Below are 16,187 nucleotides of genomic sequence, written 5' to 3'. Positions count from 1 at the left end.
TCATTGCTTGTTCCAGGCGTTTTTGGCGCGCTGTCGTACCAGCATGCGTACGCTGTCGGGCATGGGCGTGCGCGCGCCATTGGTCTCGGCCGAGAACCACAGGCTGTCCTCGAAGAAAGGCAGCATGCGCGGCGTGATGAAACGGCTGCGGATGCCGTTGATGTGGCGCTCGCCCTGCGCCGTCTGCTGGGTGATGTAGAAGCGCTGTGGTACCACCAGGTGCAGATACTCCCTGGCGCGTGTCATGGCCACGTACAGCAGACGCCGTTCCTCGGCGATCTCGGCCTCGCTGCCGGTGGCCAGGTCGGACGGAATGCAGCCGTCGACCACATTCAGTACATGGACCGAGCGCCATTCCTGGCCCTTGGCGGAGTGGATGGTGGAGAGCGTCAGGTAATCTTCGTCGCGATAGGGCGGGCCGGAGAAATCGCTGCTGGCCTCGGGCGGGTCCAGGGTCAGTTCGGTGAGGAATTTCTCGCGCGAGGCATAGCCCCTGGCCAGCGCGGTCAACTGCTCGAGGTCGGCGGCGCGGGCGTCGGCATCCTCGTAGCGTTGTTCCAGCTGCGGCAGGTACCAGTCGCGCGCGGCCTGGAGGTCGGTCGGCCAGGTCGCGCTGGCGCGACGCATCAGGTCATAGGTGTCGGCAAAGGCCTGCCATTGCAAGGCGATGCCGGAGGGCGCGCTGAAGTTCAGGAGCGCGTCGGTCGGGTCGCTGGCACCGGCCATCAGGTCCAGCACCTTCCTGGCGGTAGCGGGACCGACCCCGGGGATCAGTTGCAGCGCCCGGAAGCCCGCCATCCGCCCACTGGGATTGTGGGCCAGGCGCAGCAGGGACAGCAGGTCCTTGATGTGTGTGCTTTCCAGGAACTTGAGGCCGCCGAACTTCACGAAGGGAATGTTGCGCCGGACCAGTTCCAGTTCCAGCGCCGCGCTGTGGGTGGCGGTACGGAAGAGCACCGCCTGCGACTTCAGCGTGAGTCCTTCTTCCCGATGCGCCAGGATGCGGTTGGCCACCCAGCGCGCCTGTTCGGCCTCATCCGGGATCACCACCAGTTGCGGCTTCTGCGAGGAAGGCTTGTCGCTCCAGAGCTGCTTGAGGTGCCGCTCCGGCGCATCGGCGATGACCGCATTGGAGGCCTGCAGGATGGGCTGCGTGGAGCGATAGTTCTGTTCCAGCGTCAACAGCCGCGCCGACTGCGTGAACAGTTCGGGAAAGTCGAGGATGTTGCGCACCGTGGCGCCCCGGAAGGAATAGATGGACTGGGCATCGTCGCCTACGGCGGTCACACCGGCGCCATCCGGTTTCATCCTTTGCAGGATCTCGGCCTGCAGGCGGTTGGTGTCCTGGTATTCATCCACCAGCACGTGGTCGAAGCGCGCGCCTGCCGACTGCGCGATCACTGGGTCCGAGAGCATGTCGGCCCAGAACAGCAGCAGGTCGTCGTAATCCAGCACATGCTGGGCTTCCTTGGCCTCCACATAGCGGGTAAAGAGTTCGCCCAGCAGCCTTTCCCATTCCCGGCACCAGGGGAACTGGGTTTGCAGCACCGTGCCCAGGTCTTGCCGGGTATTGACCGCACGTGAATAAATGGACAGGCAGGTCGCCTTCAGCGGAAAACGCTTGTCGGTCGAGGACAGCCCCATCTCATGGCGCAGCAGGCCGATCAGGTCTTCCGAATCGCCGCGATCCTGGATGGTGAAGTCTTCTTCCAATCCGATGACGGTCGCGTACTCGCGCAGCAGACGCGCGCCGATGGCGTGGAAGGTGCCCGACCAGGGCAGTTGCGGCGGGCTGTCGGCAGGCGCGAGCCCCAGGACCTGTCGGATCACCTGGCCGACGCGCCGGCCCATGTCGGCGGCCGCCCGGCGCGAGAAGGTCAGCAGCAGGATGCGCTGCGGGTCGGCCCCATCGAGGATCAGTCTGGCGACGCGGTGCGCCAGGGTATTGGTCTTGCCGGTACCGGCGCCGGCCACGATGAGCAGCGGCAGCTGCTGTGCCGGCGGAAGCTTGCTGCCGTGCTCGACCGCCTCGCGCTGCTGCGCGTTCAGGCGCGCAAACGGATCGCGCTCGCCGCTGGGCGGGCTGCTGGTGTCGGGGACGTCCTGGGCGAGTTCGGGTGGCATGGTGCGGGAAATCCGGAGGGGCGAGGGGGCGCAAGCAGATACTGTATATATAACCAGTTCATGATGCAACATCAGGAAGTGCTTTTATATGAAGTCACTGAGCGCGAACCTCTGCCGTGGAAGTGAATCTATAGACATCACGGCGGGCGACCGACGGGTCAGGCGCGAGCAGGCGGCTGAGGGCCAGGGATGGGCCGTCGGTCCAAACTGTGGCAAACTTCGCGCTTTGTCTTCGCCCGTGTTGGCGTGCGGCCGGAGCATTGCGCCCCTAGCCTGGGGCGCGAGGCGACTGGTGGCACATTGTGCAGGCCCTCTCCCGGAGCAATTTTGAGTCTGATTAAAAACCTGCCGTTCGAATGGCTGGTCGGTATCCGCTACACGCGGGCCGGCAAGCGCAGCGGTCGCAACAGTTTCATTTCCTTCATTTCCCTCATTTCCATGGCCGGCATCGGGCTGGGCGTGGCCGCGCTGATCGTCGTGCTGTCGGTGATGAACGGCTTCCAGAAGGAGGTCCGTGATCGCATGTTGTCGGTGCTGCCCCATATCGAGGTGTTTGACGCTTCCGGTGCCATGCACGACTGGCAGGCCGTCGCCAAGCAGACCTTCCAGAACCCGGAAGTTCTGGGCGCGGCGCCCTACGTGTCCGGTCAGGGCATGATGACGCGTGACGACAACCTGCGCGGCGTCATGGTGCGCGGCGTGCTGCCCGAAGAAGAGCGCAAGGTGTCCGACGTGGCCGGGCAGATCAAGCAGGGCAGTTTCGATTCGCTCAAGCCCGGCGAATTCAACATCGTCATCGGCGGCGAGCTGGCGCGCGGCATGCGCGTGGGCCTGGGGGACAAGGTCACGCTGATCGTGCCGCAGGGGCAGGTGACCCCGGCGGGCGTGCTGCCGCGCCTGAAGCAGTTCACCGTAACCGGCATCTTCGAGGCCGGCCATTATGAATTCGACTCGTCGCTGGCGTTCATCGACATCAAGGATGCCGAGACCCTGTTCCGCATGGATGCCCCTACCGGCGTGCGCCTGCGCATCCGCGACATGCTGCAGGCCCCGGAAGTGACTCAGCAACTGGCCCACACTCTCACCGGCGACCTCTACCTGCGCGACTGGTCGCAGCAGAACAGCAACTGGTTCGCGGCCGTGAAGACCGAAAAGCGCATGATGTTCATCATCCTCGCCCTCATCATCGCGGTGGCGGCCTTCAACCTGGTGTCCACGCTGGTGATGACGGTGACCGACAAGCAGGCCGACATCGCCATCCTGCGCACGCTGGGGGCCTCTCCCGGTTCCATCATGAAGATCTTCGTGATCCAGGGCGCACTGGTGGGCCTCATCGGTACGGCTGCCGGGGTCGGTCTGGGCGTGCTGGTGGCACTGAACATCGATGTGCTGGTGCCGGCCATCGAGCGTGCTTTCCATGTGCAGTTCCTGCCCAAGAGCATCTACGTGATTTCCGAATTGCCGTCCGAGCTGATCTGGTCGGATGTCACCACCATCGGCGGCCTGGCCGTTGTGCTGGCATTCCTGGCCACGCTCTATCCGAGCTGGTCAGCGGCCCGTGTCAAACCGGCGGAGGCGCTGCGCTATGAATAATATTGATCCGATCAAGAACCGCCAGGCCGTGCTCTCATCGCGCGGGCTGGGCAAGACCTTCACCCAGGGCAAATATTCCGTGAAGGTGTTGGGCAATGTCGATATCGACGTCTACCATGGCGAGCAGGTCGCCATCGTCGGCGCCTCCGGTTCCGGCAAGTCGACCCTGTTGCACTTGCTGGGCGGGCTCGATACCCCCAGCAGCGGTACCGTGAGCCTGCTGGGCAAGGATTTCGCCAGCCTGGGCGAGCGCGAGCGCGGAACCCTGCGCAACCAGTCGCTGGGCTTCGTCTACCAGTTCCACCACCTGTTGCCGGAATTCTCTGCGCTGGACAATGTGGCCATGCCGCTGATGATCCGCCGCATCAAGCGTGCCGAGGCGCAGGAACAGGCCCGCGAGATGCTGGACAAGGTCGGCCTGGCGCAACGCGTGACGCACCGGCCGGGTGAACTTTCCGGCGGCGAGCGCCAGCGGGTGGCGCTGGCGCGCGCGCTGGTCACGCGCCCGGCCTGCGTGCTGGCCGACGAACCGACCGGCAACCTCGACCGCAGCACCGCCGATCGCACCTTCGAACTGATGATCGAACTCTCGCGTACGCTGGGTACGGCCTTCGTCATCGTCACCCACGATATCGAGCTGGCCGGGCGTTGCGCACGCGTGCTGCGACTGTCCGACCAGGGGCTCAAGGCGGCCGGTCAGCAGTCTTGAGGCTTTCCGGGTAAGCTATGCCCTTGATACCGCCGTCTTTTGGAGACGGCGGTATGCTTTTGAAGACACGAATACCTGAACAGATACAGATGGAAACTGGAGCAAGACAATGAACACCCGCCAATGGCTAGAGACCCTGGTCGCCTTCGATACCACCAGCCGCAATTCCAACCTGGAACTGATCACCACCGTGCGGGACAGCCTGGAAAAGCAGGGCATCTCCTCCTGGCTGGCGCACAACAAGGAGCAGACCAAGGCCAACCTGTTCGCCACCTTGCCCGCTACCGCCGGTCCCGATGCCGGCAGCACCGAGGGCGGGATCGTGCTCTCCGGACATACCGACGTGGTGCCCGTGGATGGCCAGAAATGGGATACCGACCCCTTCAAGCTGACCGAAAAGGAGGGCAGCCTGTACGGTCGCGGTACCTGCGACATGAAGGGCTTCATAGCCACCTCGCTGGCGCTGGTGCCGGAATTTCTGGCCATGCCGCGTGTGAAGCCTATTCACCTGGCGTTCTCCTATGATGAAGAAATCGGCTGCATCGGCGCTCCCGTGATGCTGGAAGAGATCGTCAAGCGCGGCATCAAGGTCGATGGCTGCGTGGTCGGTGAGCCCACCAGCATGAACGTGGTGGTAGCGCACAAGGGCATCAACGTGTTCGCCTGCAAGGTACACGGCAAGTCCGCGCACTCTTCGCTGACCCCGCAGGGCTGCAATGCCATCGAGCATGCCGCGCGCCTGATCTGCGCCATCCGCGATTTCGCCGATGGCTACAAGGCCAATGGCCCCTATGACCAATTCTTCGATGTGCCTTTCAGCACGATGACCACCAATCAGATCCGTGGCGGTATCGCGGTCAATACTATCCCTGAGCTATGTGAATTTACTTACGAATTCCGCAACCTGCCCGGCATGAGCGTGGCCGACATCCAGGCCCGGATCGACAAGTACATCGCCGAGGTGCTGTTGCCCAAGATGCGCAGCGAGTTCCCGGACGCCCGCGTGGAGATCGACAACTTCGCCGGCAGCCCGGCGCTGGAAGCGGTGGAGCAGGCAGCCATCACCGAACTGGTACGCGCACTGACGGGCGACCGTGAAACCCGCAAGGTGGCGTATGGTACCGAGGCGGGGCTGTTCCAGCAGATCGGCATTCCGACCATCGTCTGCGGTCCCGGCGACATCGGCAATGCCCACAAGCCCAACGAGTTCGTGACGCTGTCGCAGATGGAACGCTGCGAGCAGTTCCTGCGCAAGCTGGGCAAGTCCTTGCAGCCGGCCTGATCGCACACAGGATCAGCCAGGCTCGACAGCCATGGACGCGGGACGCGAGCGATCGCGTCCTTTTTTCATGGTGCTGCGCGCCTGCTGCCGTCATTCTTTACGATTGTTAATCCCTGCAAGAGCGCGTTAGACGGTAAACTGCCGTCTCCGAAGCCGGTGCCAACCGGCTATGCTGTTGAAACAACAAGACGCTTCGGGGGAAGCGAGCCGGATCAGCCTGGCTGAGCCATGCGGTCGCGGCCCCTGTTGCGGGTGTCGTCATCCGGAGCCGTTGCCCGCCGGGCCGGTCTTTCCGATTTTCGCCAAGCCATCCAGCACATGTGGGTTGATACGCACTGCCATCTCGATGCCGGGGAATTCGGCGCCCGTTCCGCTGCCATCGCTGCCGAGGCCGCGCAGGTTGGCGTGCGCGTCATCGTCATCCCGGCCATCGCGCGGGTGAACTTCCGGGAGGTCGCCCGACTGGCGCGCGAGGTCGGCAACGCCGTCTATGCGCTGGGCATCCATCCCCTCTACGTGCCCACGTCCGAAGAAAGCGATCTGGACACGCTGCGCACGGCCATTGCCGAGGCGCTGGACGATCCGCTATTTGTAGGGATTGGCGAAATCGGGCTGGATTTCTTCGTACCAGCCCTGAAGGAGGCTCCGCTGCGCGACAAGCAGGAATTCTTCTTCGCCGAGCAGCTCAAGCTGGCGCGCGAGTTCGCGCTGCCGGTCCTGCTGCATGTGCGGCGCTCCCAGGACATCATTCTCAAATACCTGCGCCGTATCCGCGTGCCGGGCGGCATCGCCCATGCCTTCAATGGCAGCGACCAGCAGGCCCGGACCTTTGTTGAACTGGGGCTGCACCTGGGATTCGGCGGTGCCATGACCTTCCCGCGTTCGCTGCAGATTCGCCGCCTGGCCGCCGAATTGCCCTTGTCGTCCATCGTGCTGGAGACCGACGCGCCGGATATTTCCCCGGCCTGGCGCCATCCCGACATCAACACGCCGGACCAGATCCCGCGCATCGCTGAAGTCCTGGCCGGGCTGCGCCAATTGCCCGTGCACGAGATCGCCGCCGCCACCACGGCCAATGCCCGGGCCGCGCTGCCGCGCCTGGCCCATGCGGGACTGCACCTCTGATGCGCGCGCTGATCATCGGATTTGCCGTCGGCGTGGGCTTGCTGCAGGTGCAGGGCCAGTTGCCCGGGACCGAGTGGTATGCCGTGGGCCTGGTGCTGGCCGCCTTGCTGGCCTTGACTGCCTGGAAGTTCTGGCAGCCTTTCCTGCGGGTGCCGTTGTTGCTGACCTGCGGCGCCTGGCTGGGTTTCCTGTGGGCCGCCTCGTTTGCGCTCTATTACCTCGACCAGGCTTTGCCGACAGCCTGGGAAGGAAAGGACATCACCGTCATTGGTACCGTCGCCGATCTGCCCGTCCACAACGAGCAGGGGGTGCGTTTCCGTTTCGACGTGGAGCAGGTGGTGCTGCAGGGGGGCGTGAAGCCGCCGGTGCCGCCCCGGCTGGCGCTGTCCTGGTATGGCACCCAGCGTTACCAGCTGCCGTCCGAAGATGGCGAGCAGCTCGCCCCGCCCCGGCTGGCCGTACCCGACCTGCGCCCCGGCGAACGCTGGCGGTTGCAGGTGCGCCTCAAGCGTCCGCACGGCAATGCCAATCCCGACGGATTCGACTACGAACTGTGGCTGCTGCAGGACGATGTGCGTGCCACCGGCTATGTCGTTGGTCGTCCGGCGGCGGCGGGCGCGCCGCTCACGGCGCTGAACCGGCGCGTCGATGAATTCGTCTGGACACCTTCCCACGTCATCGACAGCGCGCGCGGCTGGCTGCGCGATCGCATCCATGCGGCGTTGCCCGATGCGCCCTATGCCGGGGTGATCGCGGCGCTGGTCATGGGCGACCAGCGTGGCATCAACCAGGCCGACTGGACCGTCTTCAATCGCACCGGCATTGGCCACCTGATGGCCATCTCCGGTCTGCACATCACCATGCTGGCGGCCTTGTGCGGCGGGCTGGCGAGCTGGCTGTGGCGGCGTTCCTTCTTCACCGGGGCGCAACTGCCGCTGCGCCTGCCGGCCCAGAAGGTGGCGGTGATCGTGGGCATGCTGGTGGCTTTCCTCTATGTTCTGCTGGCCGGCTTCGGTGTGCCGGCCCAGCGCACCTTCTACATGCTGGTCGTGGTCGGGGTCGCCTTCTGGCGCGGCCGCATCGTGCGCGTCTCGGTAGTGCAGTGCCTGGCTCTGGGGCTGGTCTTGCTGCTCGATCCCTGGGCGGTACTGTGGCCTGGGTTCTGGCTGTCTTTCGGGGCGGTGGCCTTGCTGCTCTATGGCTCGGTGGGTCGCATGCAGCCGCCGCAGGCCATGGCTGCCGCGGCCTCGCGCAGGCACTGGTGGTCGGCGCTGCTGCAGCGGATCAAGCAAGCGGGATACGCCCAATATGTCGTCACGCTGGGGCTGGTGCCCTTGACGGTGCTGCTGTTCGGGCAATATTCCCTGGTCAGTCCGATCGCCAATGCGCTTGCCATTCCTCTGGTCTCGCTGGTGATCACGCCGCTGGCGCTGCTGGGCAGCATCCTGCCGGAACTGCTCGCCCACTTCGTGTTGCAGGTCCCACACCAGCTGCTGGCGTGGCTGGCCGATTTTCTGCGAGTACTTGATGCCATGCCCTGGGCGGTGTGGCAAACGCCGCTGCCGGGCGTCTGGATGTTCGCGCTGGCCCTGGGGGGAACCTTGCTGGTGCTGGCGCCGCGCGGCTGGCCGGTGCGCTGGCTGGGCCTGTTCGGCTGGTTGCCGTTGCTGCTCAATGCGCCCGTGGCACCGGCCGAAGGCAGCATGCGCGTGACCGCCTTTGACGTCGGGCAGGGCATGGCCGTGCTGGTGGAAACGCCGGGACATCGCCTGCTCTACGATACCGGGCCGTATTACACCGCCGAATCCGACGGGGCTACCCGCGTGATCCTGCCTTACCTGCGTGCGCGCGGTATCGATCATCTGGATCGTGTGGTGATTTCCCACAATGACAACGATCATTCCGGCGGGGCAGTGTCGCTCTTCAAGCATCTGCCGGTGGACAGCGTCTATTCATCGCTGGCACCACAGAGCCCCATCCTGCGCGCCGCGCCCGCGCATACACGCTGCCAGGCCGGGCAATCGTGGAACTGGGATGGCATCGGCTTTACCATCCTGCATCCGCAGGCGGCCAGCTATGACAGCGACAAATGGCGTCCGAATGCCCGCAGTTGCGTGCTGAAGGTGCAGATCGGGCGGCAGTCGGTGCTGCTGGCCGGAGATATCGAGGCCGTGCAGGAAGACGAACTGGTCAACGGTCCGCTGGCCGACCGCTTGCCCTCGACGGTGCTGCTGGCACCGCATCACGGCAGCGGGACCTCGTCCACCGAGCCCTTCCTGCGGGCGGTGCGGCCGGAACTGGCGGTATTCCAGGTCGGCTATCGCAACCGTTTCAATCACCCCAAGCCGGAAGTCTATGAGCGATATGGTCGTCTTGGCATCCGCCGCCTGCGCACCGATGAAACTGGCGCGCTGACCATGACGCTGGGGGATCAGTTGCAAGTGGATCAATACCGCAAGCAACATGCGCGGTATTGGTACGGCCAGTAAGCAGGCAAGGCGCTCGACGCCTGCCTGTCGTTCCATTTCGCGATGCGGGAAAATAGCACGCTCGCGGCGTCAGCCGTTTTGCTATGCTGCGGCCATTGCCTAGCCTGCGCCTGTCCATGAGCCTTCCCATTCTTCATTTCGCCCACGCCAACAGTTATCCGGCGGGGACTTACGGCATGTTCTTCGAACAATTGCGTGCCCACTACGATGTGCGCGCCTTGCCTATCCACGCCCATGATCCACGCTTTCCGGTCGACGACGGCTGGCGCACTCTGGCGCGCGAACTGCGTGAGGAACTGGAGCGCAGCTATGCCGAACCGGTGATCCTGGTAGGGCATTCCATGGGCGGCATCCTGGCGTTGATGGCTGCGCGCAAGCGCCCGGCGCTGGTGCGCTGCGTGGTACTGCTGGATTCGCCCATCGTGGCCGGCTGGCGCGCGCAGCTGCTGCGCCTGGCCAAGTTGCTGAAGTATGAAAGCCGTCATTCGCCTTCGGTGGCCTCGGCGCGCCGCCGTGACAACTGGCCGGACATGGAGGCAGCCTACCGGCACTACGCCGCCAAGTCCCTGTTTGCGGCCTGGCCGCAGCAGGTGCTGCGCGACTATCTGCAACATGGCCTGGTGGCGCAGCCCGATGGGGGCGTGCGCCTGCGCTTCTCGCGCGAGACCGAAACCGCGGTCTATCGCACCATTCCTCATCACCTCGGGCGCCTGGCGCGCCAGACCTATCCGGTGCCGGTAGGCTTCGTGGGCGGCGTCGATTCGGTCGAGTGCCGTCTGGCCGGCCTGGAGGCCACGCGTCGGCTGGTCGGACCGAACTTCCTCCAGATTGCCGGCGGCCACCTGTTTCCGATGGAATCCCCGGTGGCGGCGGCCCAAGCCACGCACGGCATGATCGGGCAGCTGTTGCAGGGCAGGCAGCTTCATGGCCAGTGAAGTGCAGATGAACCAATTTGCCGGGACGATGGTCAAGAATCCAGTGCGCGGGGCCGCGCATGTTTTCCTGCTGCAAGATTGTCGATGGAGAGACACTAATCGCAGGGAGGCTTAAAAAACGAGCCGGATTTGGGGTATAATTTGAATTTCCCGCATGTGCCGTTCGGCACTCATCTGTAATGACCAAGTTTGTATTTGTCACTGGCGGCGTCGTGTCTTCCCTGGGTAAAGGGATTGCCGCCGCGTCCCTGGCTGCGATCCTCGAATCGCGCGGCCTCAAAGTCACCCTCCTGAAGCTCGATCCCTACATCAACGTCGACCCCGGCACGATGAGCCCGTTGCAGCACGGTGAAGTGTTCGTCACCGATGACGGCGCCGAAACCGACCTCGACCTGGGCCACTACGAGCGCTTCATCTCGGCCAAGATGAAGAAGGTGAACAATTTCACCACCGGTCAGGTGTATGAATCGGTGATCCGCAAGGAACGCCGTGGCGAATACCTGGGCAAGACCGTCCAGGTCATCCCGCACATCACCAACGAGATCCAGGAATTCATCCATCGCGGCGCCGAAGGTTTCGAGGTCGCGCTGGTGGAAATCGGCGGCACTGTCGGTGACATCGAGTCGCTGCCCTTCCTGGAAGCGGCGCGCCAGTTGAGCCTGCGCTCCGGCCGCAACGCCACCGCCTTCGTGCATCTGACCCTGGTTCCCTTCCTGGCCTCGGCCGGCGAACTCAAGACCAAGCCCACCCAGCACAGCGTGCAGAAGCTGCGCGAGATCGGCATTTCCCCCGACGCGCTGCTGTGCCGTGCCGACCGCCGCATCCCCGACGACGAGCGCGACAAGATCTCACTGTTCTCCAACGTCGCCGCTGACGCCGTCATTTCGGTGTGGGATGCCGATAGCATCTATAAGATTCCGCAGATGCTGCACGACCAGGGTTTGGATACCATCATCTGCGAAAAGCTGGGCCTGTCGCCCAAGCCGGCCGACCTGTCGATGTGGGACAAGCTGATCGATGCGCAGAACAATCCTTCGCACGAAGTCACCATCGGCATGGTCGGCAAGTACGTCGACCTGACCGAGTCCTACAAGTCGCTCACCGAAGCGCTGCGCCACGCCGGCATCCATACCGGTAGCCGCGTCAACATCGAGTACCTGGATTCGGAAGAGATCGAAGCCAACGGCACCGACAGCCTGACCAAGTACGACGCCATCCTGGTGCCGGGCGGTTTCGGCAAGCGCGGAGTGGAAGGCAAGATCGCCGCCGCCCGCTATGCCCGCGAAAACAAGGTGCCTTACCTGGGCATCTGCCTGGGCATGCAGGTAGCGCTGCTGGAATATGCGCGCAACAAGGCCGGTCTGTCCAAGGCCAATTCGACCGAGTTCGATCCGGATACCGAACAACCGGTGGTGGCCCTGATCGATGAATGGCAGAACCATGACGGCAAGGTCGAGCGGCGCGATGCCAACTCCGACCTGGGTGGCACCATGCGCCTGGGGGCGCAGACCTGTGCGGTCAAGCCGGGTACCCTGGCTGCCGAAATCTACGGCGACAGCGTGACCGAACGTCACCGCCATCGCTATGAAGCCAACAACTTCTACCTGGGTCGCGTGGAAGAGGCGGGCATGATCGTGTCGGCCCGTACGCCCAGCGAAGACTTGTGCGAAATCATGGAACTGCCGCGCACCGGCGAGAACGCTCACCCGTTCTACATCGGCGTGCAGTATCACCCGGAGTTCAAGTCCACTCCGCGTGACGGCCATCCGCTGTTCATTTCGTACATCCGCGCGGCGCTGGCGCATCACGCAGCGTCGAAGGGCCAGGCATAAGCTGCCGGCCAGGTGCATGAAACGGCTGCCGTCGGGCGGCCGTTTCAACATGGGCGCCCCGGCTACCGGGCCTGCACCCGCCAATCATTTTTAAAACCTTGATGGAGATCTGGAATGAGTGCAATCGTTGATATTATCGGCCGCGAAGTGATCGATTCGCGCGGCAATCCGACCGTGGAATGCGACGTGCTGCTGGAATCCGGCGTGCTGGGTCGCGCTGCCGTGCCCTCGGGCGCATCCACCGGCTCGCGCGAAGCGATCGAACTGCGTGACGGCGACAAGAGCCGTTACTTCGGCAAGGGCGTGCTGCAAGCCTGCGAAAACATCAACACCGAGATCTCGGAAGCCATCATGGGCCTGGACGCCAATGAGCAAGCCTTCCTGGATCGCACCCTGATCGATCTGGACGGCACCGAGAACAAGAGCCGCCTGGGCGCCAACGCCATGCTGGCCGTCTCGATGGCCGTGGCCAAGGCCGCTGCCGAAGAATCGGGTCTGCCCCTGTATCGCTACTTCGGCGGCAGCGGTTCCATGCAGATGCCGGTGCCGATGATGAACGTCATCAACGGTGGTGCCCACGCCGACAACAACCTGGACATCCAGGAATTCATGATCATCCCGGTGGGCGCACCGAGCTTCCGTGAAGCCCTGCGCTATGGCGCCGAGGTGTTCCACACCCTGAAGAAGATCCTGCACGATCGCGGCCTGGCCACCTCCGTCGGTGACGAAGGCGGTTTCGCTCCCAACGTTTCCAGCCACGAAGAAGCCATCAAGCTGATCATCGAAGCCATCGAGAAGGCGGGTTACGAGCCGGGCACTCAGATCGCCCTGGGTCTGGACTGCGCTGCCTCCGAGTACTACAAGGACGGCAACTACCACCTGGCCGGTGAAAACATGGTGCTGACCCCGGCGCAGAAGACGGGGCTGCTGGCGTCCTGGTGCGACAAGTACCCCATCATCAGCATCGAAGACGGCATGGCCGAGAACGACTGGGCCGGCTGGAAACTGCTGACCGAAACCCTGGGCAAGAAGGTCCAGCTGGTGGGTGACGACCTGTTCGTCACCAACACCAAGATCCTGAAGGAAGGCATCGACAAGGGCATCGGCAACTCGATCCTGATCAAGATCAACCAGATCGGCACCCTGACCGAGACTTTCGCCGCCATCGAAATGGCCAAGCGTGCCGGCTACACCGCGGTGATCTCGCACCGTTCGGGCGAAACCGAAGACTCGACCATCGCCGATATCGCTGTTGGCATGAACGCCTTGCAGATCAAGACCGGCTCGATGTCGCGTTCGGACCGCATGGCCAAGTACAACCAGCTGCTGCGTATCGAAGAAGACCTGGGCGACATCGCCAGCTATCCCGGCCGCGCTGCGTTCTACAACCTGAAGTAAGAAGCTTGCGGCGCCCACCCCAAAGGCAGGCGCCGCATTGAGAGCTCCCGGCTATGCGCCTGATCATCCTTTGCCTGTCCTTCCTGCTGGTTGTGATCCAGTATCCGCTCTGGCTGGGCAAGGGCGGCTGGTTCAAGGTCTGGGAGCTCGACCGCCAGGTGCAACTGGCGCACAAGAAGAACGACGAACTCAAGGAACGCAACGCCAAGCTGGCCTCTGAAGTGGACGACCTGAAGCAGTCCAAGGGGGCGGTGGAAGAGCGTGCGCGCTTCGAGCTGGGCATGATCAAGCAGAACGAGGTCTTCATCCAGCTGCTCGATGGCAATTCGACCAAGCCTGCCCCTGCCGTCAATCCAAATCCTTTCATGCCCGGTTCCGGGCAGCCGAACAGCGTTTCCGTTCCCGTCAATGCGCCCGCCTCCAGCGCCCGCGTTGCTGCGCGTTGAGCGCCTGTCCGGCGTCGTCCTGTCTTTCGCATGAGCCTTGATACCCCGCTGAACTGGCTGGGCCTGAGCACCACGCCGCTGGAGCTGGTCTCCTTCGTGCTGGCGGTGATCACCGTCTGGCTCAACATCGCCCAGAATCATTGGGCGTGGTTGTTCTCCATTCTCTCTTCCTTGTTGTACGCGGCGGTGTTCGCCGATGCCCGTCTCTATGGCGATGCCGGCTTGCAGTTCGTCTTCGTGGCGGTCTCGGTCTGGGGCTGGTCGCAGTGGCTGCGTGGCGGCGAGCAGCAGGGGCCGCTGCAGGTATCGAGGCTCTCGGCACGGGGCTGGCTGCTCATGGGCATGGCCTGGGTGGCGGGGTGGGGGATACTGTCATGGTTCCTGCAGCGCTACACCGATACCGATGTGCCGCACATGGATGGCCTGCTCACCGCCGGCAGTCTGGTCGGACAATTCCTGCTGTCGCGCAAGAAGCTGGAGAACTGGCTGGTCTGGATCGTCGTGGATGTGCTCTACGTGGGACTGTATCTCTACAAGCACCTGACGCTGACGGCCATTCTCTATGCCCTCTTCGTGCTCATGGCCGCAGCCGGCTGGCGCAGCTGGCGCCGCGCCTAGCGGGATGGCGGCAGTGCCGGTGTCGCCGCTGGCGGGTCGGCGAAGACGATGCGGTTCTTGCCGGCATTCTTGGCCTTGTACAGCGCCACATCGGTGCGCTTGAGCAAATCCGCCTGGCTCTCGCCGGGCTGATACACCGCCACGCCGGCACTGAAGGTGATGAGCAGGCGCTGGCTTTCGTGCATGAAGATGCGCTTGGTCAGTTCGCGCTGGACTCGCGTGATGATCTGGACCGCGTCCTGCGGACTGGTCTCCGGCATCAGCACCACGAACTCCTCGCCACCGAAACGCGCGATCACATCCAGCTTGCGCAAGGTCTCGCGAATGACCTGCACCATGTGTACCAATACTTCGTCACCGGTGGCATGGCCGTGCGTATCGTTGATGCGCTTGAAGTCGTCCAGGTCCAGCAGGGCCACGCACAGGGGCGTTTCGCGACGCAGGGCGTTGGCGATCTCGCGATCCAGGGATTCATCCATGCCGCGCCGGTTGAGGCTGCCGGTCAACTGGTCTTCGCGCACCAGTTCGCCCATCTGCTGCAGTTGCTGCTCCAGCGCCTGGATGCGTTCCTCGGCCTTTTCCACTTCCTGGCGCGCATCTTCCATCGCATCGCGCGAGCGGGTGGCTTCTTCCTGGGCTTTCTGCGTCTCGGTCATGATCTCGCTGAGCACGCTGTTGAGGTCGGCAATGTTGCCGGCCTGGCTGATCTGTTGCGAGAACCCGCGGATGGTGCGCTGGTAGTTGTCGGTAGTGGAGACCATGGCCGAGAGTCGATCCACGAAGGTCAGCATCATGTTCTTGACCACCACTTTTTCCTCGGACAGGGTGTTCTTCAACAGGCCCTGCTTGTAGATCACTTCCTTGAGGTTCTTGGTGGCGTCGGCCAGGGAGGTGCTGCTGAGCGGGCCGGCGATCAGACTCTGCACCGTCTCGATCTGGCTCGACAGCCAGGAACCTTGTTCCAGCAGGCCGTTGATGTTTTCCAGCAGCAACTGGAACAGGCGCATCAGCAAATCCTGCTGCTGGGCCATGTCGTCGGTCTTGAGCTCGATCTGGAAGCTGAGCTGCCTGACGCGGCTGATGATGTCGTTCATCGCCTGTTCCGAGAACGCCATCTTCAGCTCCTGGCCACTGTTGCGCGACTCATTGGCCAGTTCCGGCGCGGTCGACAGCAGCGAGGGCAGATTGAAGACCAGGATGCGCGCCAGCATTTCGCGCAGCATCTTCTCCTTGATGCTGTCACGGATGAACTGGCGTTCCAGGTCGATTGGCACCAGTTCGCCGTGGGGCACTGCCGGCTTGGCGGGCAGGATGGGGCGACTCTGCCAGTTGGCGTCGGCAAACTCGGTCAGCTGGCGTTCGAACTCGCTCCAGTCCCCATTCTCGCGCGCACGTACCAGGCGCGTGCCGAGCAGGCCGTTCTCACCGGGCTGGCGCGAGAGCTTGGTGGCGAAATTGCCGAGCACCGACTCAGCCGTCACCCCTGGCAATCCGCCCTGGATTTCCTCGTAGGCGATGCGGTAGGCGTCCGGCGTGGGCGCAATGCGCCTGGCCCCCAGCCTCTGGAAAGCTTCTCGGGCGATCTCGACAGGCGTGAGCGTGGTCGGTTTCTTGGACATGCCGGCTGGTGACTGTA

The 16,187-nt window shown here is 63.7% G+C and carries 12 protein-coding genes; 10 read left to right on the top strand and 2 right to left on the bottom strand.

Annotation, left to right across the window (positions count from 1 at the left end; genetic code table 11):
* Nucleotides 1-2,124: an ATP-dependent helicase gene (locus tag ACODSZ_RS03850; RefSeq protein ID WP_488927070.1), complete on the bottom strand. Its 2,124-nt coding sequence runs from the start codon at nucleotides 2,122-2,124 to the stop codon at nucleotides 1-3.
* A 327-nt stretch (nucleotides 2,125-2,451) separates the two neighbouring features.
* Here ACODSZ_RS03850 and ACODSZ_RS03845 point away from each other — a divergent pair, with 327 nt between their 5' ends.
* From ACODSZ_RS03845 to pnuC, 10 genes are all read left to right on the top strand, one after another.
* Nucleotides 2,452-3,717: a lipoprotein-releasing ABC transporter permease subunit gene (locus tag ACODSZ_RS03845; RefSeq protein ID WP_175343821.1), complete on the top strand. Its 1,266-nt coding sequence runs from the start codon at nucleotides 2,452-2,454 to the stop codon at nucleotides 3,715-3,717.
* Nucleotides 3,710-4,426 (top strand): lipoprotein-releasing ABC transporter ATP-binding protein LolD, encoded by a 717-nt coding sequence (lolD, locus tag ACODSZ_RS03840; protein ID WP_008329705.1) that lies wholly within the window; start codon nucleotides 3,710-3,712, stop codon nucleotides 4,424-4,426. The genes ACODSZ_RS03845 and lolD overlap by 8 nt, the downstream gene beginning before the upstream one ends.
* Nucleotides 4,427-4,535: 109 nt before the next feature.
* Nucleotides 4,536-5,708, top strand: coding sequence for an acetylornithine deacetylase (gene argE / locus ACODSZ_RS03835; RefSeq protein WP_008329703.1), 1,173 nt, complete (start codon nucleotides 4,536-4,538; stop codon nucleotides 5,706-5,708).
* A 318-nt stretch (nucleotides 5,709-6,026) separates the two neighbouring features.
* Nucleotides 6,027-6,833 (top strand): TatD family hydrolase, encoded by an 807-nt coding sequence (locus ACODSZ_RS03830; protein WP_488927069.1) that lies wholly within the window; start codon nucleotides 6,027-6,029, stop codon nucleotides 6,831-6,833.
* Nucleotides 6,833-9,322, top strand: a complete 2,490-nt coding sequence (locus tag ACODSZ_RS03825; protein WP_175343823.1) for a DNA internalization-related competence protein ComEC/Rec2 — start codon at nucleotides 6,833-6,835, stop codon at nucleotides 9,320-9,322. Before ACODSZ_RS03830 ends, ACODSZ_RS03825 begins: the two co-directional genes overlap by 1 nt.
* A 116-nt stretch (nucleotides 9,323-9,438) precedes the next feature.
* Nucleotides 9,439-10,257 carry an alpha/beta fold hydrolase gene (locus ACODSZ_RS03820; RefSeq protein ID WP_175343824.1) on the top strand — a complete coding sequence of 273 codons (819 nt, stop codon included), beginning with the start codon at nucleotides 9,439-9,441 and terminating at the stop codon, nucleotides 10,255-10,257.
* Between the two features lie 179 nt (nucleotides 10,258-10,436).
* On the top strand, nucleotides 10,437-12,089 hold the full coding sequence (gene pyrG / locus ACODSZ_RS03815; RefSeq protein WP_008329694.1) for a CTP synthase: 1,653 nt from the start codon (nucleotides 10,437-10,439) through the stop codon (nucleotides 12,087-12,089).
* Between the two features lie 114 nt (nucleotides 12,090-12,203).
* On the top strand, nucleotides 12,204-13,487 hold the full coding sequence (gene eno / locus ACODSZ_RS03810; RefSeq protein WP_039785546.1) for a phosphopyruvate hydratase: 1,284 nt from the start codon (nucleotides 12,204-12,206) through the stop codon (nucleotides 13,485-13,487).
* Nucleotides 13,488-13,540: 53 nt separating this feature from the next.
* Nucleotides 13,541-13,933: a cell division protein FtsB gene (gene ftsB, locus ACODSZ_RS03805; protein ID WP_175343825.1), complete on the top strand. Its 393-nt coding sequence runs from the start codon at nucleotides 13,541-13,543 to the stop codon at nucleotides 13,931-13,933.
* A gap of 30 nt (nucleotides 13,934-13,963) precedes the next feature.
* Nucleotides 13,964-14,551, top strand: a complete 588-nt coding sequence (gene pnuC, locus ACODSZ_RS03800) for a nicotinamide riboside transporter PnuC (protein ID WP_008329684.1) — start codon at nucleotides 13,964-13,966, stop codon at nucleotides 14,549-14,551.
* On the opposite strand, the gene ACODSZ_RS03795 is transcribed toward pnuC, so the two are convergent.
* Complete coding sequence (locus tag ACODSZ_RS03795; RefSeq protein WP_175343826.1) at nucleotides 14,548-16,170, bottom strand: GGDEF domain-containing protein; 1,623 nt, start codon at nucleotides 16,168-16,170, stop codon at nucleotides 14,548-14,550. The two genes, pnuC and ACODSZ_RS03795, sit on opposite strands and share 4 nt — an antisense overlap.
* Between the last annotated feature and the right edge of the window lie 17 nt (nucleotides 16,171-16,187).

The sequence above is a fragment of the Herbaspirillum sp. FG34 genome, assembly GCF_057809315.1.
This window is presented reverse-complemented; position numbering and strand designations above follow the sequence as displayed.